The organism is Mangrovibacterium lignilyticum, from assembly GCF_010882175.1.
GTDB lineage: Bacteria > Bacteroidota > Bacteroidia > Bacteroidales > Prolixibacteraceae > Mangrovibacterium > Mangrovibacterium lignilyticum.
In genome coordinates this window covers 939929-960727 of the sequence record NZ_WKLH01000001.1, presented here as the reverse complement: position 1 = coordinate 960727, position 20799 = coordinate 939929, and the positions used below count along the sequence as shown (strand labels likewise).

General features: G+C 43.4%; 21 protein-coding genes. 9 read left to right on the top strand and 12 right to left on the bottom strand.

What is annotated here, in order from left to right:
- Window positions 1–59: 59 nt before the first annotated feature.
- Window positions 60–824: a LytR/AlgR family response regulator transcription factor gene (locus GJV22_RS03910; RefSeq protein ID WP_163708971.1), complete on the bottom strand. Its 765-nt coding sequence runs from the start codon at window positions 822–824 to the stop codon at window positions 60–62.
- A 3-nt stretch (window positions 825–827) separates the two neighbouring features.
- The gene (locus tag GJV22_RS03905; RefSeq protein ID WP_163708968.1) at window positions 828–1580 is read right to left on the bottom strand and encodes a LytR/AlgR family response regulator transcription factor; all 753 of its coding nucleotides are present in this window, start codon (window positions 1578–1580) and stop codon (window positions 828–830) included.
- A 217-nt stretch (window positions 1581–1797) separates the two neighbouring features.
- Between GJV22_RS03905 and GJV22_RS03900 the strand changes: the two genes are divergently transcribed.
- The 9 genes from GJV22_RS03900 (at window position 1798) to GJV22_RS03860 (ending at window position 12922) form a co-directional block, all read left to right on the top strand.
- Window positions 1798–2907 (top strand): AI-2E family transporter, encoded by a 1110-nt coding sequence (locus GJV22_RS03900; protein WP_163708965.1) that lies wholly within the window; start codon window positions 1798–1800, stop codon window positions 2905–2907.
- Window positions 2908–3420: 513 nt separating this feature from the next.
- Window positions 3421–4314, top strand: coding sequence for a cytochrome c3 family protein (locus tag GJV22_RS03895; RefSeq protein WP_205461737.1), 894 nt, complete (start codon window positions 3421–3423; stop codon window positions 4312–4314).
- A complete protein-coding gene (locus GJV22_RS03890; RefSeq protein WP_205461736.1) occupies window positions 4232–7357 on the top strand; it encodes a TAT-variant-translocated molybdopterin oxidoreductase in 3126 nt (1041 codons plus the stop codon). The genes GJV22_RS03895 and GJV22_RS03890 overlap by 83 nt, the downstream gene beginning before the upstream one ends.
- Window positions 7358–7381: 24 nt before the next feature.
- A complete protein-coding gene (gene nrfD / locus GJV22_RS03885) occupies window positions 7382–8755 on the top strand; it encodes an NrfD/PsrC family molybdoenzyme membrane anchor subunit (protein WP_163708961.1) in 1374 nt (457 codons plus the stop codon).
- 3 nt (window positions 8756–8758) lie between these two features.
- Window positions 8759–9250, top strand: coding sequence for a DUF3341 domain-containing protein (locus GJV22_RS03880; protein WP_163708958.1), 492 nt, complete (start codon window positions 8759–8761; stop codon window positions 9248–9250).
- Between the two features lie 78 nt (window positions 9251–9328).
- Window positions 9329–9895, top strand: a complete 567-nt coding sequence (locus tag GJV22_RS03875) for a c-type cytochrome (protein WP_163708955.1) — start codon at window positions 9329–9331, stop codon at window positions 9893–9895.
- A 24-nt stretch (window positions 9896–9919) separates the two neighbouring features.
- On the top strand, window positions 9920–11083 hold the full coding sequence (locus GJV22_RS03870) for a quinol:cytochrome C oxidoreductase (RefSeq protein WP_163708951.1): 1164 nt from the start codon (window positions 9920–9922) through the stop codon (window positions 11081–11083).
- Between the two features lie 732 nt (window positions 11084–11815).
- Window positions 11816–12040, top strand: a complete 225-nt coding sequence (locus GJV22_RS03865; protein WP_163708948.1) for a hypothetical protein — start codon at window positions 11816–11818, stop codon at window positions 12038–12040.
- 159 nt (window positions 12041–12199) lie between these two features.
- Entirely contained in the window at window positions 12200–12922 is a 723-nt protein-coding gene (locus GJV22_RS03860; protein WP_163708945.1) for a DUF6261 family protein, read from the top strand.
- A gap of 329 nt (window positions 12923–13251) precedes the next feature.
- Here GJV22_RS03860 and GJV22_RS03855 read toward each other — a convergent pair whose 3' ends face one another.
- The 10 genes from GJV22_RS03855 to GJV22_RS03810 form a co-directional block, all read right to left on the bottom strand.
- On the bottom strand, window positions 13252–13575 hold the full coding sequence (locus GJV22_RS03855; protein ID WP_163708943.1) for a heavy-metal-associated domain-containing protein: 324 nt from the start codon (window positions 13573–13575) through the stop codon (window positions 13252–13254).
- A 93-nt stretch (window positions 13576–13668) separates the two neighbouring features.
- A complete protein-coding gene (locus GJV22_RS03850; protein ID WP_205461735.1) occupies window positions 13669–14148 on the bottom strand; it encodes a DUF302 domain-containing protein in 480 nt (159 codons plus the stop codon).
- A 67-nt stretch (window positions 14149–14215) separates the two neighbouring features.
- Window positions 14216–15094 carry a protoheme IX farnesyltransferase gene (locus tag GJV22_RS03845; RefSeq protein WP_163708938.1) on the bottom strand — a complete coding sequence of 293 codons (879 nt, stop codon included), beginning with the start codon at window positions 15092–15094 and terminating at the stop codon, window positions 14216–14218.
- Window positions 15091–16035: a cytochrome c oxidase subunit II gene (gene coxB / locus GJV22_RS03840; protein ID WP_163708934.1), complete on the bottom strand. Its 945-nt coding sequence runs from the start codon at window positions 16033–16035 to the stop codon at window positions 15091–15093. Before coxB ends, GJV22_RS03845 begins: the two co-directional genes overlap by 4 nt.
- Before the next feature lie 5 nt (window positions 16036–16040).
- Entirely contained in the window at window positions 16041–16325 is a 285-nt protein-coding gene (locus GJV22_RS03835) for a cytochrome C oxidase subunit IV family protein (protein ID WP_163708931.1), read from the bottom strand.
- A 16-nt stretch (window positions 16326–16341) separates the two neighbouring features.
- Window positions 16342–16959, bottom strand: a complete 618-nt coding sequence (locus tag GJV22_RS03830; protein WP_163708928.1) for a cytochrome c oxidase subunit 3 family protein — start codon at window positions 16957–16959, stop codon at window positions 16342–16344.
- A gap of 11 nt (window positions 16960–16970) precedes the next feature.
- On the bottom strand, window positions 16971–18584 hold the full coding sequence (locus GJV22_RS03825) for a cytochrome c oxidase subunit I (RefSeq protein ID WP_163708926.1): 1614 nt from the start codon (window positions 18582–18584) through the stop codon (window positions 16971–16973).
- A 15-nt stretch (window positions 18585–18599) separates the two neighbouring features.
- Window positions 18600–19409, bottom strand: coding sequence for an SCO family protein (locus GJV22_RS03820; RefSeq protein WP_163708924.1), 810 nt, complete (start codon window positions 19407–19409; stop codon window positions 18600–18602).
- Between the two features lie 210 nt (window positions 19410–19619).
- Window positions 19620–20345, bottom strand: coding sequence for a sulfite exporter TauE/SafE family protein (locus GJV22_RS03815; RefSeq protein WP_163708921.1), 726 nt, complete (start codon window positions 20343–20345; stop codon window positions 19620–19622).
- Complete coding sequence (locus GJV22_RS03810; protein ID WP_163708918.1) at window positions 20342–20791, bottom strand: FixH family protein; 450 nt, start codon at window positions 20789–20791, stop codon at window positions 20342–20344. Before GJV22_RS03810 ends, GJV22_RS03815 begins: the two co-directional genes overlap by 4 nt.
- Window positions 20792–20799 lie beyond the last annotated feature (8 nt).

Sequence of the window (20799 nt, the reverse complement as noted above, 5' to 3'; positions counted from 1 at the left end):
ATTTAGAGCGAAAATATAGAGTACCGGTTGTCAGTGGAAACATTGAAACCGGTATTTTTTTAGGTAATCGGGAAGCAATTCAGCTTCTCAAAATAAATCAAACTTGGACGGTTGATTGATTCTTCCAACGAAATCTCTTTGTGTTTCAGGTAGCAAATTCGTTTCTTTTTCTCAATGCGTTTCAGGTATTGCAGGTTGATGAAAGCAGATCTGTTGGCTTTCAGGATGTTTGGGGAGTCCAGTGCTTCCGCAACTTTTACAATGTTTTGAGTAATTTGCTCTTCTTTCCCATCTTTCAAATAAAGACGGCTGTAGTTGCCATCTGAGCGAATAAGCATGACGTCATCCGGGTTGATGAGGATGATTCCGGTTCGGGTGCCCAGTTTAATTTTGGGAATAACTCGGTTTGTGCGCATGAAAAAATCCATGCGCCTTTCAAATTCTTCGTTCTTGAGCTTGGTTTTAAATCGGTTGATGACAGAAATCAGATCTGCGGGCCCAAATGGTTTTACCAGATAATCAAGCGGCTTAATATTTAGCGCATTAAAAGCATATTGGCTGTGTGCTGTTGTGAACACAACTTCGGTTTTTAGTTCGCTGTCTAAAATGATCTGACCAACTTCCAAGCCGTTCATTTCGGGCATGTCGATATCCAGAAAGACGATGTCGGGTAGTACCTTCTTGATGATTTTTACGCCACGTTTCGGATCGGTTGTACTATCAACCACATCAATCTCTTTAAATGCCTGAAGGTAAATTTCAAGCAAAGAAATCGCATCCTCGTTGTCGTCAATTATAACTGCTGTAATCTGTCTGTCGATCATTTCTTAATCTAAATCCATTTCACACAAGATCTTAATCTGCTTTTTGGATCCGCTGATTTCTACGTCAAAGTCTGTGCCGATTAAAGTGCAGGTGTTTTCTGCTTTATTAACATGCGAAAGCTTCTCAAGGTTGATCAAAATAGACCGGCTGACGCGGAAAAAGCGTTGTTCAGCCAATATTTTCTCAAGTTTACCCAGGTAAGTGTTTGCAAGTTCTTTTGTTCCGTTATCCATAACCAAATAAGAGTACGAACCATCTGCTTCACAATATAATATATCTGCAGGGTCTATCAGTATGTGACTGTTGGTGGATGATATTTTGAGTTTGGTTCCCTGGTCGACCATGCTCAGCACTTTCTTGAACTTCTCTTCAATGCTGCTTTGCATCATGAACTGATACTTTTCAACCTTTTCGATCAGAATGCCAAAATCAATGGGCTTCAAAATGAAATCGTATATGTTATTTTGAATGGCCATGATAGCCGACTCTTTGTGCGCACTTACGATAATGATGTGGCAATTGGGATCCTTTTTTTTCAACAATTCAATTAGCTCATCTCCGTTTCGTCCCGGCATCATAATGTCCAGGAAAACCAAGTCAGGATTAAAGTCAATGTATTTAAAGAGAGCTTCTTCTGCATTTGAAGCCTCTTCAATCGGACCGATGTCGGGTATGTCATTCAAGTAGTACCTCAAGATGTCTCTTGCATCCTGTTCATCGTCGACTAATAATACTTTGAGATTGTTTTTCTTCATTCTTTTTGTCCCTATAGCAAATTTATCAAAAAATGTGGATTGAAATCAATAATTTGTTAAACATACAGTAGAAAAGAATAAAAGTTTTGTCCTTTCGCTGTTTGGCTATTTTCCTATGGTTTTTATATGTATATTTTATAAAATTGGCTTTGGTGCTTTTAGCATTCATGCTGATTGATTTTTATGGAAGTTCTAATTTGGTTTAAAATCCTTCAATATGATCCAGTTAATAGGTAAATCACGTTATTGGTTATTCGCAGCAGGTGCTTTGGTCCTTCTGTTTTTGATGTGGTATTTCAGCTCTCTTGTAACATATATAATTATTTCGGTGATTCTTTCACTCATGGGGCGACCGTTGGTGCGAATGATTACGAATATACGAATTGGTAAAATCAAATTTAATCAAACCATTAGTGCATTTATTACTTTGATTATTATCTGGCTTCTTGTTTTTGGTACTTTCCGTTTCTTAATACCGCTTTTGGCCAGTGAGTTTGCTGAGTTGTCTACAATTAATCCGGACGCGGTATTTGCTGTTATCGATGAACCCTTAGTTCGTTTTATGAAGACAATCGGGAATGAGTCGGTGGACTCCGCTCAGACTCTTTTTGCTGACCTTTTTCAGCGATCAGTTAAAGAGCATTTAGGGATGGAACAGGTTTCAAACTTTGTAGGAATCATTGCAGGGGCATTGGGGGAGTTGTTGCTGGCATTTTTTGCTGTTTCGTTTATTACTTTTTTCTTTTTAAAAGAAGAAAACATGTTTCGTGATGGTGTGATGGTTTTAGTGCCCAGCGGATATGAAGAAAGGACGGATCGCATTATGCATTCCATTCATTTGTTATTAAGAAGGTATTTTATCGGCTTGCTTGCCGAAGTTTTACTGGTCGGTTTTATGGTAACAATTGGATTGACAATTGTCGGTCTCGGATTCCGGCATGCCGTTGTTATTGGCGTATTTTGCGGCCTGTTTAATATTATTCCTTATCTCGGTCCCTGGATGGGAGCTGCCGTTGGTCTGTTGATTGGAATAGCCGTTAATGTTCATGCTGACTTTTCGTCGCATACTTTGCCATTATTGGGATTAATGGTGATCGTATTTGCAGCAGTACAGGTCATTGATAATATTTTATTTCAGCCACTTATTTATTCAAACAGTGTCAAAGCTCATCCATTGGAGATTTTTTTGGTGATTATGGCAGCCGGTGGGTTCGCCGGAATTTTGGGAATGATTCTGGCAATTCCGGTTTATACAATACTGCGTGTAGTTGCCAAAGAATTTTTTGATAATATGAAACTGGTGCAGAAAATTACACAAAGTCTTTAGTTTGTCATTGATTATTTCTATGATTATTTTATGTGTATAGTTTTATTAGATGTTTTGTTTTCTTATATTTAAATCTAAATGATTTAAAAGCAGGTGATTAAGTCGTCTGCTATAAAATATATATTGAACCGCTAAAATCGGTCAACGTATTTCGAGTGTTTTTTTATTTTATGCTTAGAACCTTCAAACCAGAAGTTTGTTAAAGTTTTGAGTTGAAAAACCCTAGATAAAAAGAATAAAACTAAAGCTTAAAGCATGAAACTAACGTCCCCTGCTAGACCTATGTGTAGGTTCCTATCTTTAGCTTCCTTAATTACATTAATTTTTATTTTAAGTTCCACCTTTGTGTTTGCTGAAGAGCAACATGGGTTAATTGACGGTCATTCGCACGATGATATCAAAAGAGGAGAGCGATTTTTTAAAGGGTTATTGCCTTTCAATTTCAAGGGACAATCTTGTGTATCGTGCCATAATTTAGTAGCAACCGACACCCTAAACTGGAATCCTTCAGCTATGGCTATTGCGATCAAATATGCCGATCGCGATTTCGAGTCCTTTAAAGCGTCAATTGAGGAGCCGGTAGGGAATAAGCTTACAGTGGTTCATGCGGGGATTAATATTGGAGAGGAAGACTTGAAAACAGTTAAAGCTTACCTGGACAATATGGCTATGGTTGGTCCGAAGCCGATTAAACCAAGCATTAATAATCTGCTTATCTTTTTGTTTTTCGGAATGTTGATCACTTGGGCGTTATTGGAACTAATATTTTTCAGAAGAATTAAATATCGTATTATTCCGGTAATCGTTTTATTGGGATCCTTGGGCTATCAGGGGAAAGTGATCAGTGAAGAAGCAATCAAGCTGGGGCGTTCACAGGGATATGCACCCGATCAACCAATTAAATTTTCGCATAAAGTTCATGCCGGAGAAAACGGCATCGATTGTAAATATTGTCACCACACAGCGGAGAGCAGCAAATCGGCGGGAATTCCAGCGATGAATTTGTGTATGAACTGTCACGTTCTAATTCGTGAAGGAACAAACTCAGGGAAATTTGAGATTGCAAAAATTGTCAATGCTGTCGAAAATAAGGAACCCGTTGAGTGGGTCCGTCTGCACAATCTTCCCGACCATGTTTTCTTTAGTCACGCGATTCACGTTGGAGTCGCTAAACTCGATTGTCAAAAATGTCACGGGCCGGTTGAAGAAATGAACCTCATGAGGCAAAATGCGGATCTTTCGATGGGATGGTGTGTGAATTGCCACCGCGAAACAGATGTGAAGTTTAAAGAGAATGGTTACTACGAATCCTTTGCAAAAATGCATGAGGAAATGGAAATCGGAGACTTGGCATCGGTTAAAGCCGAAGATATTGGAGCCAATGACTGCATGCGATGTCATTATTGAAATAGAGCAGCTAAGCTTGGTTTTGCCCGAAAAGCAAAGCCAAAAATATAATCTGAGGTCGGTGACCTTAACTGAATACACGAAACTAAATACCTTTTTGATGAAAACCTACTGGAGAAGTCTTGAAGAACTGCAAGACCCGAAGGCATTGAGAATTCAGGAAGCCCGGGAAGAAGCGAAGCAAAAGAGCCTGCTTTATAAATCAGAAGGCGGCAATGGCGGAAATTCGCGGCGCGATTTTCTGAGAACACTGGGTTTTAGTTTGGCTGCAGCCTCAATTGTGGCAAGCTGTAAACGACCTGTGGAAAAGGCAATTCCTTATTTGGTTAAGCCCGAGGATATTACTCCCGGTAAAGCCAATTATTACGCATCAAGTTATTACGATGCGGGTGATTACTGCAGTGTTGTCATTAAGGTACGCGATGGCCGTCCGATTAAGATTGAAGGGAACGAGCTAAGCCCGATTTCACAATCAGGAACCAGTGCCCGGGTTCAGGCTTCCATCCTCAATTTGTATGATGGTGCTCGTTATAAAGGCCCTGAGAATTTGAGCAAAAAGATTACCTGGGGAGATGCTGATATTGAAATTCCCAAAGCTTTGAAAGAGATTTCAGAAGCGGGTGGACGTACCGTTTTGTTGACTCAGACAGTCATCTCGCCTTCAACAAGGAAATTAATTCAACAATTTATGGAGAGTTATCCCGGGAGTGAGTGGATTCAATATGATGCGAATTCTTCTTCCGGTATGTTAGCTGCCAATATGAGAAATTTTGGGCAACGCGCCATTCCCGATTATCGCTTCGATAAAGCCAAAGTGGTTGTTAGTTTTGCAGCCGATTTTCTGGGAACCTGGTTGTCTCCGGTTGAATACACCAAACAATATACGGCAGCCCGGAAGTTGGATGACGGACAGAGAGACATGTTGCGTCATTATCAAATTGAATCGCACCTGTCGTTAACCGGTTCAAACGCCGATGTACGTTTCCCTGTGAAACCATCCGAGGAAGCCGGTATTATTCTGGCATTGTACAATGCAATTGCTGCGAAAACAGGGGCGGAGCAGTTCTCCGGGGCCGAAAGCGCTGTTGATGTTAGCTCGTTGGCCGATGAACTGTTGTCGGCAAAAGGAAAGTCGATCGTTATTTCAGGGAGCAACGACGAAAATGTGCAGCTACTTGTTAACGCAATCAATAAATTATTAGGGAATTACGGACAGACTGTCTTGTGGGATTCTGCATTGCTGACCAGGCAGGGGCTGGATCGTGAAATGACCCAATTAAATGCAGATATTTTAGCCGGGAAACTGGATGGTCTGTTGGTTTGGGGAGTGAATCCTGTATACGATCAGGCAAATGGGCAAGAGTTGGAAGCTGCCATCCGCAAGTTGAAGTTATCGGTTTCATTTGCCGAACGCAAGGATGAAACGGCCCGTGCCTGTCAATACATTTTGCCGGAACCTAATTATTTAGAATCCTGGAACGACCTGGAGCCGAAAATGGGTTTGTACAGTTTAGCACAGCCTACAATCGCTCCTCTGTTTGACTCGCGCAGTGTACAGGAAAGCCTGTTGACTTGGTCAGGCACAGCGATGACTTACGGCGATTTCATCAAATCAGTATGGGAAAGCGATTATTATTCAAAACAATCCGACTATAACGATTTTCGTTTATTCTGGAATTATACCTTGCAAAAAGGCGTTTTCGAAACTCCTTCGAGTGCAGACATTTCCTACAGTGACGAAGGATTAAGCGTGGCAGTAACCAAGCTTCCTGAGTCACAGTCCGGAACTGAAGTTGTTTTATATGAGAGCATAGCCTTGGGGAATGGTAAATATGCCAACAACCCCTGGTTGCAGGAACTTCCCGATCCGATTGCAAAGATAAGCTGGGATAATTACGCTTCGGTTCCGGTTGCGTACGCTGAAGAAAAAGGACTGGTAAATGAAAGTGTGATCACGGTAAACGGATTGGAATTACCGGTCTTCATACAACCGGGACAAGCCAAAGATACAATTGCTGTTGCCCTTGGCTATGGCCGTGTATATGCCGGGAAAGTTGGTGACGAAGTTGGTAAAAATATGTACGCCTATGTTAGTGAGGAAAACGGATCGCGCAAGTATCGGATAGACAACGCTACTGTTGAAGTTGTCGCGGAGGCAACTTTTCCGCTGGCATTATCCCAGACTCATCACAGTATGGAGGGACGGCCAATTGTTCGCGAATCGAATCTGGACGAATATTTATTAAAACCTGATGCCGGAAATGAATTGCATGAGGAACATGAAAAACATCATGCAACACTTTATAAAGAAATTGAATTCAAAGGACACCATTGGGGGATGGCAATAGACTTGAATTCGTGTACCGGTTGCGGAAACTGCGCCATTTCATGTCAGGCCGAGAACAATGTTCAGGTGATCGGCAAGGAGCAGGTTCGTAATCGCCGCATCATGCACTGGATTCGCGTCGACCGCTATTATTCTGGTGACCCCGCAAATCCAACGGTTTCCCATCAGCCAGTCATGTGCCAGCATTGCGACAATGCTCCTTGTGAGAATGTTTGTCCGGTTGCTGCAACGCCACACAGTGCTGAAGGATTGAATCAAATGGCTTACAACCGTTGTGTCGGAACAAAATACTGTATTAACAACTGTCCTTATCGTGTACGTCGTTTCAATTGGTTCCAGTATGTAAACAACGATAAATTCGATTATAATGCGAACAACGATTTAGGTCGTATGGTCCTGAATCCCGATGTAACGGTTCGTTCGCGTGGGGTCGTTGAAAAATGCTCCATGTGTGTACAACGCATTCAGGAGAAAAAGCAGGAAGCCAAGTTGGGTGGACGTATGATTGAAGACGGTGAAATCAAAACAGCTTGCCAGCAATCTTGTCCGGGTAATGCCATTGTTTTCGGTGATCTTAAAAATCCGGAAAGTAAGATCAGTAAGTTGTTTAAGGACAAGCGTAACTACCACCTTTTGGAGGAATTACACACCTTGCCATCAGTTGGATATTTGACTAAAGTGAGAAATAAAGCCTAATAAATCCGAAATAAACCAGAGTGTATGTATAAAACGTCGATCAGAGGAAAGCTCATTCAGGGGGATAAGTCACTGTCGAAAATTTCGCAGGATATTCTGGCCCCAATTGATGCCAAAACACCGCGTTGGTGGTATATCGCCATGACGATTAGTATGGCCATGTTTGGTTGGGGAATCTATTGTAAATATGTCACCATCTCTACCGGTATCGGTACCTGGGGGGTGAATAATACAGTCGGTTGGGGCTGGGCAATCATCAACTTTGTTTGGTGGATTGGGATCGGCCACGCCGGTACGGCATTCTCCATCTTTCTGTTGATATTGAGACAAAAATGGCGGACTGCTATTAACCGAGCTGCTGAAGCAATGACCGTTGTTGCGGTAGGTTGTGCCGGTTTGTTCCCTTTATTGCACATGGGGCGTCCCTGGTTATTTTTCTTCATTTTCCCCTATCCCAATACACGTGGCCCTTTGTGGGTGAATTTTAATTCTCCGCTGTTCTGGGACTTCGTAGCGATTTCAGCTTACCTGTTAATTTCGGCTAGTTTCTGGTATTTTGGTATGGTTCCGGATTTTGCAACGATCAGGGATACGACCAAATCTAAAATCAAAAAAGCGGTCTATGGATTTTTCGCTTTTGGATGGACCGGTTCGTCCAGAGAATGGTTACGTTTCGAAGCTTTAAGTTTTGTACTGGGGGGTATTGCAGCAGTGTTGGTTGTATCGGTACACTCTATTGTATCTACCGATTTCGCTGTATCTGTTGAGCCGGGATGGCATACCACGATCTTCCCTCCTTACTTTGTGGTTGGTGCAATCTTTTCAGGTTTTGCTATGGTATTAACCTTGGTAACACTGATGAGGAAGCTGTACAATATGACTGATTTTATTACAGACTCACACGTTGATGCGGTTTGCCGAATCTTGATTTTCATTTCATTAATCATGGGTACCGCTTATTTGACTGAGATTTTCATGGCCTGGTATTCCGGTTCACAATACGAAATGTTTACCTTCTTCCAGAACCGGATAACTGGCGATTATGCCTTCCAGTTTTGGGCGATGTTTACGTGTAATGCTTTGATCCCTCAATTGTTCTGGTTTAAAGCTGTTCGAAGCAGGTTATGGATTGTTTTTATAATTTCGATATTTATAAATATTGGTATGTGGTACGAGCGTTTCAACATTGTTATCACATCGCTGACCAAAAATTACTTGCCTGCTAACTGGGCAACGTATTCTCCTTCTATTATTGAAATCGGATTCTTTGTCGGAACCTTGGGAATGTTCTCGGTTGGCGTACTCCTGTTCTTCCGTTATATCCCAATGATTGCTGTTTCTGAAGTGAAGAGTATTTCAAAATTTAATGAAGAAATTGAACCTAAAGAACATCATTAAGCTATGGTAGGCGTATTTGACAATGAATTTGATTTGGTGAAAGCTTTTGAAAAAGTGAAAGCCAAAGGTGTAAAAGTCGACGAGGTTTATACACCATATCCTATTCACGAAATATTGGAAGGGATGGGCAAGAAAACGCGGATTACTCATGCAGCCTTTTTCTATGGTTTGTTTGGTGCTTTGACAGTTCTGGGAGGGATGTATTATGCCGCCGTAATTAGCTGGCCCCTGAACTTTGGCGGAAAGCCTTTCAATACGTTCCCCTCATTTATCGTGGTGACGATCGTAGCGACCATATTAATTGTAACCATTACGACGTTGTTTACTTTTTCGGCCAGGGCACAGATTTTCCCGGGTAAGGCGGCAAAAATTGTTCATCCGGGAGCTACTGACGATAAGTTTGTAATGGTCTTGAAATCGGGAGAAGCCGGATTCGAGGCTGGCGAAATCGAACAGATATTGAAAGACAGTGGCGCTTCTGAAATTATTAAATAGCTGTCGGCAGTTGTACCAGAAACGAAATGACATATGGTCTCTGACCACAATTTATGAATTTGCTCAAAAAAGCATCATATGGACCTGAAAAACGGAATTAAATTATTGGTTGCCATCATTCTCGTTGCAGGCTTAAGTTCCTGCGATCACAACCGGAATAACCCGGGATGGCAATATTTTGATGATATGGTGAAATCACCCGCTTATGAGAGTTATACATCAAACCCGAATTTTAAAGATGGTAAGAGCATGCAGCCCACTATTTCCGGTACTGTGCCTCGTGGATTCATGCAGTACCCGTTTGAAAAAACAGATGCCGACCGGGTGCAGGCCGGATTAACTTTTGAAAATCCATTGGAGGCAACAACGGCCAATATGGAACGCGGAAAAGAAGTTTACACAATTTATTGCGCCAGTTGTCATGGTGATAAAGGAGATGGCCAGGGGCGCTTGTTTACGTCGAAAAAGTTTCCCTATCCTCCGGGGAATTTGCTGTCCGAAAAGGTCCGTACGATTCCCGACGGAGAACTGTATCATGTGATCACAGTCGGGTGGGGGATTATGGCCGAGCATGGTTCGATGTTGAGTCCGGATGATCGTTGGAAAGCGGTTTTGTACATCCGCAATGAGTTGCAAAAGAATTAGTCTGAACAGGTAAAAAATAAAATCATGATAGACGAAAAATTTGTCGTACCGAAGAAATTGAAATTGATTTCCTACGGATTGATTGCCATTGGGATTGTTACCTTTGCCATCGGGTTTTTAACTGATCCGGGGAGAGCATGGTCGAATTACCTGTTAAATAATTTCTACTTCGTTTCTATTGCTGTGGGAGCGTCTTTCTTTCTCAGTATTCAATACATTTCTCAGGCCGGATGGTCTGCAGCCTTTAAACGAATCCCTGAGGCGATATCTGCATACCTGCCTTTCGCAGCGGTTTTCTTTATCCTGTTGGTTTTTGGCGTTCATTCCTTGTATGAATGGTCGCATCCCGAAGAAGTTGCTTCAGATCGTCTTATCCAGCACAAGTCGGTCTATTTGAACCTGCCGTTCTTTGCCGTGCGGATCATTATATTCTTTGGCTTGTGGATCTTGATGACTAAGTGGCTCCGCAAAGTATCGCTGAAAGAAGATGCAGAAGGCGGAATGGCTCATTTTCATAAATCAGAGCTCCTGTCTAAAATATTTATTTTTATTGTGGCGGTTACTTTTTCGGCGTTTTCAATCGATATGCTGATGTCCTTGCAAGTGCACTGGTTCAGTACCATTTTTGCCGCCAAGATGTTCATATCGGCCTTCCACCATGGTGCGGCTGTGATCACCTTAGTCGTGATTCTTCTACATCGGTTTGGGTACTTGAAAGTGTTGAATCGTTCGCACCTGCACGATTTTACCCGCTATATCTTCATGTTGGCAATTGTGTGGGGATATTTCACCTTTGCGCAGTTTATGCTGATTTGGTACGGTAATATTCCCGAAGAAACTTCGTATTACGTGCATCGCTGGCACGGCCCGTTTGAGATCCTCTTTTTTGCCAGTATTATTCTGAATTGGTTCATTCCGTTCCTGTTTCTGATGCCACGAAGTAATTCACGCAGTAAGCTGGTCATGGTGCCGGTGATCATCCTGTTGATGATTGGCCAATATGTTGAACTGTATTACGAGATCTGGCCGGCAACACTTCATGAAGCCAAATTTGGTCTGATTGAAATCGGGAGTTGGTTAGGTTATGCCGGTTTGTTTATTTTGGTCCTGATTACCTATTTGGCAAAGGCCAGCCTGATACCGAAAAATCACCCTTACCTGGAAGAAAGTGTGCATCATCATTTTTAGTCGATTATAGTTTAAAAAAGAAGGGTCACTTGGCTGTCAGGTGGCCCTTCTTTTTTTTGATGTAGGAAAGCTACCTGGTATCTGAGCCTTCTTATTGCAGGTGGATTAGCAGGGTACCATATGATTGAGAGTCTTTTTATATGCTCGAAACTCATCGACAATGTTTGGTACCCCTTGATGCTAATCACTAAGTTTTGGCAGCTGTTCGGTATTTCCGATAGCCGGAATGCGCCACGTTTGTTTGTTCATGTTCGCAATACGTAACGGCCGTTCTCTAAAGCGACTGATAGTCCGAGGGCGGTTCTAACGGTTCGCAGTCAACGGTTTTCCCATTTATGTTTTGGGCTTTTTGACTCGCCTGCTTAGGTCAACGATCCGGTTGAGAGCAGCAGGCTGAAGAAAATATGCGCTGTTTTCTGTCGGCTCTGTTGTTTGTTTTACAATTTACAATATTCAGGGTAGAGTGGTGTTAACTATATGTTAGCAAAAGAAATTAATCGAGGTTTCTTGATAGGGGGAATGACCGCCAACGTCGGTAGATACCTACCAGGTAAATAGATCCCGCTATTAGGCAGGCTTGCGATACTGGCGTTTTCACCGCTCAATTTACAACATCCCGTTCAATTATTTTACATAGCCTATTTTTCTTTTCAACGGACAAGTGCTTTGCTGGTTGGTGAGGAAAGCACGCACGGAAATTGCTTCGCGGACGGCCGGTGGAGGCAAGCACGCATGGAAATTGGCTCGCGGATGGCCGGTGGAGCCAAGCACCGATGGAAACGCCTTCGCGGATGGCCGGGCGAGGCAAACACCGATGGAAACGCCTTCGCGGACGGTCGGGCGAGGCAAACACGGATGGAAATTGCTTCGCGGACGGTCGGTCGAGGCAAGCACGCATGGAAACGACCCCGCCAAAAGAACAGGTCGTTTCCATCGATTCAGAATACACCGGTTTAAATCAAATGTGCACTATTATATGCTGACAAACATAAAGCAATGATTCTTCTTAAGCGGGTTATTTGTCATAACTTGATTAACGATTCGTGAAAGCACCTCTACTATCCTGCAGGACAATCAGAATCACCCCGCATCTTTGCCTCATAAATAAAGAATAACATGAGAGTTTTAAAATTATCGAACAAGTGCCGTAATTCGGAGGCCAATGCTACGACCGGCCGAATTAGCAAAGCTTACCATGAAGGAACGCTGGCAACAAATGTTGCTTTAGCTGCCATTTTTGGTGAAATAGACCCGAAAAACCAGGAACTAACGTCAGCCATTAAACGCCAAAAAGCTGAATCGGACCTGGAAGTTAAAGATGAACAACGCGATGCCGATCATCATGCCTTATACCATTTGTTGTATGGTGCTACCTTCAATCCCGACGCAGTGGTTAAAGCTGCAGCTCTCCAGGTGTTCAGTGTTTTGGAATACTATGGTCTCTCGGTTACCGATGAGAATTATGATACAGAAACGTCGTACCTGAACTCGTTACTGGAGGATTTGGGCAAAGCCGACCTCCAGGTTTCAATCGCAGCTATTGTTGGTTGCAGCGATTTGATTGACGCTTTGCAGGCTTCGCAGGATACTTTTGATGCTGCCAAGCTGGCGTTTCAGCAGGAGCAGGCGCAGGAAGGTCAATTGCAAAGTGCAACGGCGATTAAACGCGCGTTGATTCCGTTGTTGAATAACAAGCTGGTAACCTTCCTGAATGGGATGCTCGTTGCCGACGAAGCGACCTACGGTGAATATGCAGCAACCGTCAATCAAATAATTGAAGCAACAAATGAAACTGTTAAAAAACGAGGTAATACTATAAATGACAATGACGAGGCATAAAGGGTGATCGGATAGCCCTGTTATTATTGGCCAGGGATGTACTTTCAATCGCTATAACCAGGAAGCCGGACTTGTTCCGGCTTTCTTCGTTTTCGCCTGGCATCTTCCCACTTAGCGCGATGATTGGGGAAGGAGGTTGCTTCTCCGGCTGTTGCCGGATGGCAATGACGGTGCGGCTTTATAAAAAGAGAAGCCAATGGGCGGCTGGGGCGCCCATTGGCTTCTTTCCTTCACGCGAGACTTTCGTCATGGCGAGGAGGTACGACGAAGCAATCTCTTCCGGTAACGGGTTTTGCTGTTGCTTCTATGTCGGCCCGCAAAAACGGCGGTTAGTTTTTCCCGGCCACCGTATAGCCCCGTTTCCCGATGGCTTCGGCAATGGCTTTTTCGTCGGTTTTTGAGGGATCGTAAATCACTTTGGTGGTCGAATCTTCGTGATTGGCTTCTACCAAACTAATTCCCGGAAGTTCGCCGACTCCTTTTTGAATGCTCTCTTCACAGTGATCGCAGGTCATTCCTTCAACATGATAAACAATTTCAACCGGTTCAGCGCTTACGGTTGCGGTGTTTGCATCGGCTGGCTGTTTCGCGCTGTTGGAGCAGGCCGTAAATAAAGCGATGCTAAGGGCGAATAAGATGGTGGTTAGTTTCATCTGTTTTATTTTTTAATTGTGTTTTGCTTTTTATTCTGAAAACTGATCACTGCGCCTGTGACTGCGACTGTGACTGTGACTGACCACTGACCGTTACTTCTTCAGAACCGATTCCAGTATTATTTCACTTCCGGTTTCGGCTTCACCCATAACCGCATTTACTTCGTTTCCTAACAGCTTTGCCAGTAAGCCGGCATTCATCCGGGCAATATAGGTTTTGCCGTCTTCTTTTTCATAAATCGCTACCCGGCATGGCATCATGGCCGAGATGTGCCGGTTGACATCGTTGCCCAGTATTTTGACGGCGATGTCGGGTTTGCATATCGAAAAGACGGTAACCGGATCAACATCAAAACCATGTTTTTTCATGGTTGCCTGAAGATCGTACTGGTGCGGCATACTCCATTGGTTTTCCGGAGTCGCTTTTTCAATGAGTGCTTTGGTTGTGGCAAAATCGTATTTGCTTTCACTGACAGAAAACATCAGTTTTGGTGCCAGTAGGAAAACCAGCGCCAGGCTGATTAAAACTCCTGTAATAATTCCTGCGAGAAACATATGGCTTGCTTTTTTCATTTTCCCAGACAATATATGTAATAATAGGGATATCTCAATTGAAAGAACAAGCTATTTTATATTAGGTTCATGGGCGATGAAAGAGGCTGTCGACGATGAGTGCAATCATCATAAACAGGTACAGGAAATTCAGCTTAAAGAAGGTGGGGCGAACCCGAAGGTCTTTCTTGGCAAACAGTTCGATGGTGGTCGAAAACAGCAGGTAGAAGATGTAGAACATCAGGATAAACAGGGTTGTGCGGCCAATAAATACTTTCAGGGCAATGAGCAAAGCCGAAGCGATGGTTGCCAGAATCCAGGTATAACTGAGCCGTTTGATCTGGTTTTCGCTGAAAATACTGTGCAGGCTGGGATAGCCGGCAAGGCTGTATTCTTTCCCAAACATGAGCAGCAGCAGCCAGAAATGTGGAATCTGCCCGATAAAGAAGAAGGTGGCTACAAGAAAGATTGTCGGATCGGTAATTGAACCGCCATGAGCCAGCCAGCCAATATACGGCGGAAGTGCTCCAACCAGCGAGCCGGGAACGACCGCGAAGGCTGTCACCTTTTTTAAGGGGGTATAGATGCCGTTATACGAGAGTAAAGTAATGCCTGCCGCAATCCATGCCACGTACGGGAAATGAAGCAACAGGATGATGCTGCCGGCAATGAAATACGCTGCGGCAACGCCAATGGCAAATACAGGTGTAATAGCCCCGGAAGGGATGGGGCGGTCTTTGGTCCGGGGCATCAGGGCATCGGTATCGTACTCCTGCCAATGGTTGATTGCGCCGGAGCTGCAGGAGACCAGAAAAACGCCAATTGTAAGATACCAGCCCGGTGCACCAACGGTGCCTGAATGTAAAACATAACCGGTTAAGGCAGATAAAGCAACGGGCAAAGAGATACGCGCTTTGCCCAGTTCCAGAATGATTTTAATAAGAGAACGTAAACTATTTTTACTCACTTCAATGATTTAAGATACTCGATAATTTGAGAGATTTCGGTGTCGCTGAGCTGACCTTGGTACGACTGCATCAAGCCTTTGTTATAGCCGTCAACAATTTCCGAATTAGGATCTAAGATAGAATTTTTGATATACTCGTCGTCGGCCACAACCGTTTTGGTTTCGCCGCCGGCCTTAACCGTTACTTCGTGCCCGTATAAACCTTTAAAGGTTGGCCCAACAAGTTTATTCCCATCGACTGTATGACAAGCAAAACAACCGATGTTAGTCATGATTCGTTTACCGGCAGCAGTCGGTGAATCGACCGTTGCTGATGCAACTTTGGCTGTGGTGTCGGTATACCATTTGTCAAATTCATCCTGCGGAACAGCTTTCACCCAATTGTACATGTAGGAGTGTTGTAAGCCGCAATATTCGGTACAAAACAATTCGAACGTGCCTTCCTTCTCCGGAATAAACCACATGAATTTTTCTTTTCCGGGGACCACGTCTTCTTTTACCCTGTAAGCAGGGATATAAAGAGAGTGAATAACATCCATCGAATTCAGATTTAGTTTTACCGGTTTGTTTAACGGAACAAACAGGGTGTCTGTTTTTCTGCCGTTGTCATATTCAAAGGTAAAATTCCACATGCGTGCAATAACGTCGATTTCGAAGGCATCGTCAGGGGCTGTTTTCATCGGTTTCCAACCGGCCCATCCATAGTAGAACATGATGAGCACCAGGATGGTCGGAATAACTGTCCAGACTACTTCCAGGGTATTACTTCCTGTGATCTGTGTCGCTATCGGATTCTTTTTCCGATTATAACGGTATATGAAATAGACCATTGTCAGGGTAAGCCCGATGAGGAAAAAGAAGCAAATACCCAGGATAATCAGGAATGCCCGGTCGACACCGGAGACAAAGTTAGAAGCTTGTGTTGATGCTAGTATATACATAGTACTTATCTGAAAAAGTAGTCAATAAAAGTAATGATGATAACAGCCAGAAAAACCAGGATTACAAATCCGACCATGATTCGAATGTAAGGTTTATCAAACTTCAGGTGCATGAAATAAGTAAGCACCAGGTACGACTTCAGGGAAGCAAAAATTAATGCTGCTGCCACCGTTAAACCACCTAACTCAATGCCCGTAACTTCAATTGACAGAAAGGTAAACAACACGAGTGCAGCCAAAATGATTATATACGTGCTGTATGGGACTATATGATGTTTTTCGTTTTGCATACTTCCACATTTAAAATTAATGAATGAGGTAGAATAATGGGAACAGGAAAATCCAGATTAAGTCGACAAGGTGCCAATATAAGCCGGCATTCTCAAGTAAGGCAGACCGCTCAGGATGAACCGTTCCTTTCGAAACTTTAGCCAGTGTAACACCGATCAAAGCCATACCTGCAATAATATGGAGAGCATGCAAGCCGGTCATAACAAAATATAAGCCGAAGAATAATATTTCACCCTGGCTGAGTGTGTCCAGCATGTGTTGCGATCCCGGGAAGATACCGTGTTCAAACTTTACGCCCCATTCAAAATATTTATTAACCAGGAAAATTAGTCCCAGCATGAGGGTTATCTCAAGCAGGACGATGGTTGTTCCTTTTTGTCCTTTTTGCAAGGCCGAGGTCGACATGGCAATCGTCATACTACTGACCAACAGAATTATGGTGTTGATACTTCCTACAGTTGTGTTGAGCTCTTCGGCTGCCAGGTGAAAGGCGTCCTGATTCATAAAACGGTACACTGAGTAGATGACAAAGAGACCGCCAAACAACAGCAGTTCCGTAAAAATAAAGAGCCACATCCCTATTTTAGACCCTTCTGCATCATAGTGCTCATCATGGTGAATTGCTTGTGACATAGGTTTAGGTTTTAGTATTCGTAAGGTCCGTCTTTTTCTCCGTAAACGGGGATATCATCAAAATTTTCAACAGGAGGGGGTGATGGAACAGTCCATTCCAGGGTTTTTCCGTTCCAGGGGTTTTCAGGTGCAATTGCTCCGCTCTTTGCTGAGCGGAAAAGGTTAATTACGATAATGGCTAATCCAAAGGTCATCACCCAGGATCCGAGTGTCGACAAAATATTGGCCGAATGAAACTGCTCCAGGTAGTCGTAGTAACGACGTGGCATTCCCTGCATTCCCAGGTAGAACATGGGAGTATACAGCGCGAGGAACCCAATGAAAAATACGATCCAGCCGACATTGGCCCAGGTTTTATCGTACATGCGGCCAAACATCTTGGGAAACCAATAGTGAATGGCAGCAAAGAAGGAAAACCCAACGCCGCCAAATACGATGAAATGGAAGTGCGCGACTACAAAGGCGGTGTCATGTACATAAACATCGGTTGCCAGGGCACCCAAAACGAGCCCGGAGAGACCACCGATCATAAATACAAAAATGAATGACATTGCCCAGAAGAAGGGCGTTTCCAAAGCAATGGAGCCCTTATACATGGTCGAGATCCAATTGAAAACCTTGATCGCACTTGGGATAGCCACCAGGAAGGTCAAAATTGAAAAAGTATATTGTGCAGTGCCGCTCATTCCGGATGTGAACATGTGGTGTCCCCAAACAAAATAACCGACAAAGGCAATCGCTAAGGTTGAAGCAACAATTGCTTTATACCCGAAAACATGTTTTTGCGAAAAGGTTGGTATCACTTCTGAAATCGCTCCCATCGCCGGTAGAATCATGATGTATACGGCCGGGTGAGAGTAGATCCAGAATAAGTGCTGGTAGAGTATGGGGTCTCCACCCAAAGCCGGATCGAAAACTCCAATGCCAAAAATTCGCTCCAGTGAAACCAGAACCAGCGTGATTCCAACGACCGGAGTTGCCAGTAGTTGAATCCATGCTGTTCCGTAAAGTGTCCATGGAAACAGTGGCATTTTAGTCCACGTCATTCCCGGAGCGCGTAACCGATGGATGGTTACAATAAAATTCAAACCTGTCAAAATGGAGGAGAAACCCAATACAAAAGCTCCAAAGATTGCAGGCAACATATTGGTGCCTGTCCTGAAGCTGTAGGGTGCATAAAAAGTCCATCCCGTATCCGGTGACCCGTCACCGAAAAGAACGGACGAAATAACCAGAATAGCTCCGGCAATATATAGATACCAGGAGAATAAATTCAATTTAGGAAAGGCAACGTCTTTCGCCCCAATCATAAGGGGGAGTAAGAAATTCCCAAAAACGGCGGGTAAGCCGGGGATCACAATCATGAAAATCATAATTACCCCGTGAACCGTGAAAACGGCGTTGTAGTCCTGGGCTCCCATAATGGTTTTTCCCGGAGCAATTAACTCCAGTTTCATCGCTAGTCCAAGACAGACACCGACAAAAAACATGGTCATTATGGAAAACATGTAAAGCAGGGCAATTCGTTTGTGGTCGGTGGATAAAATCCACGCCAGTAACCCTTTGTATTTACCTTTATAATCCAGGTAACTTACGTCATGGGGTATTTGAGAACTTGCTTGCATAGATTAGGTTGTTTGTTATTTCTTTTTCGTCTTAGGTTTAAAAATCAAGAATAGGAATAGGATCAGGGCGATGAACAGAATCAGCGTTCCGGCTACTTTCGTAACATTGAGCACATAGGTTTGACCTACGGGATCGTAAGAGTAGCAAAATTGAAGGATCTTATTAATCGTTGGAGCTGACTGTCCTTTGTTAGCTTCGATAATGGCCATTTTAAATTCGAACGGTAAAAAATACAAGCCATTCAGGTAACGGGTAATTTTTCCGTTCGGGCTAATAACCATGACCGATGCGGCATGTAGGAAGTCATTTCCCTGACGTTTATATTTGAAACCGACGGCATTCGTTCCTTTGGCAATGCTGGCACTGTCGGATACGAAGAATTTCCAACCGTTAGAGATTTGTTCTTTTTTTGTGACCAGATTCAGGTAGTTTGTCTTTTTGCGGAGTGCTAAATCCAACGTCTCAGTCGGATCAAAGCTGATCGTCAGTACCTGGTAGTCAACTCCGGGAACTAAATCCGATTTATCCATTACCTCGGCGAGCCCTTCCATGAGTGGGCTGCAAATTCCCGGGCAACGGAAATACACATAGTTGATGATGGTTGGTTTGTCAATTAAGTCAGTTAAAACAACTGTTTGTGAATCGATCCCGGTGATGTAAATATCTTTGGGGAGAAATTCGTCCAGATGTTCAACAACTCCAATTTCCGGGTCTGTGGATGGTTGACCGTCGAAAGTCACATTTTGTCCGAAGGAAGGTATGACCGATACAAAAAAGAGGAATCCGGTAATTAGTTTAATGTTTAGCTTTTTTACTCCAATCATATAGGGTTTTGATTTTGCTCCAGTTTAAATCTATCTATAGCAATTTTCAAGATAAAAAACCAAAAAGTTAAGTGAATGTTTAACCCAAAGGGGATAAAAATGACTTTTTTTTCAAATTAGCTGGTTTCTGTTTTCCGAGTTAACATTTGCTCGTGTGTATTGTCCTTAATTTATTGGTTTATATTCATTAAATCGATTTCAAATTATAGTCTAATGGCAACAACTTTCCTCCTGGTTTTGGGCTGAATGTAGTTCCAGTTTTTCAGCTTTTGGGCTAACATAGGGGATGCCAAGTGACATGCCTCGTAAGATGAAAAGAACACCTAAAAGAACGATGAAATAGGGAACTATTTTCCGCATTTTTGCCCGTATTCCCTGGCTGATTGCATGGCCGGTTAAGGATACAATCAACATCATCGGGATAGTTCCCAATCCAAACAGGGCCATAAACAAAGCACCATGGATCACGCTGTTTGTATTGATGGCTCCGGCTATGGCTACGTAGACGAGTCCACAGGGAAGTAATCCGTTTAGCAGACCAATAGCCAATAGAGACGAGTAGGACTTGTTGGAAAAAAGTCTTCTCAGGTTGTTGATCAATCGTCCGGCGTAACCACTAACCAAATTGGTGACATTCAGTTTTTGTTTGAAAAAATAGGGAAATAACACACTAACGATAAGGGCGATCCCCAGTATGATTGAAGTCCATTGCTGAAAACCAGCCATGTGGATTCCCTGTCCTAAAAGTCCGAAGAGGACGCCCATGACAGCATAAGTGACCGTTCGTCCGAGATTGTACAGAATTCCGCCTCCCAGCTTTGCCGGCAGCTTATGCTCTTTCAGCGGCAAGGCCACGGCAATGGGGCCACACATGCCAATGCAGTGGAAGCTGCCGACGAGGCCAATAGTTAGCGGTGTGATCAGGTCAATGCTCATTTTATTGTGATTTGTAGTTCCCGGTAGTAGTCGGTGTTATCGGCTGTCCAATCCAGCTTCACTGTGTATCTGCCAGGCTTTGTGCTGTCCAGTGAAATGCGTTGTGTCAATGTTTCATCTAGCCGGAGCTTTGTGCTTTTGTCCAGCCTGTCACTTACGGGGCTATAGATCAATACTTCACCTTCGATGGTTTTGTTTGCGAACCAAGCAGGGAACTGAATGGTCAACATTTCGTCCGAAAGAACTATTTGAGGCTTTTCCCGAAGCGAGTTGCCGTTGTTGATCCGGTCAATTTGATCCTGATAATTAATTCCTCTTTGATAATAATCTTTTTCCACCAGGAAATAATCCTGGCTGGTTGCCATGTAAACCAAGTATAGCATACCGCAAATCATGACAAACATTGCCAGCACTATTCCCGTTCCCCAATTAAATCTGATTTTCATGATTCGAT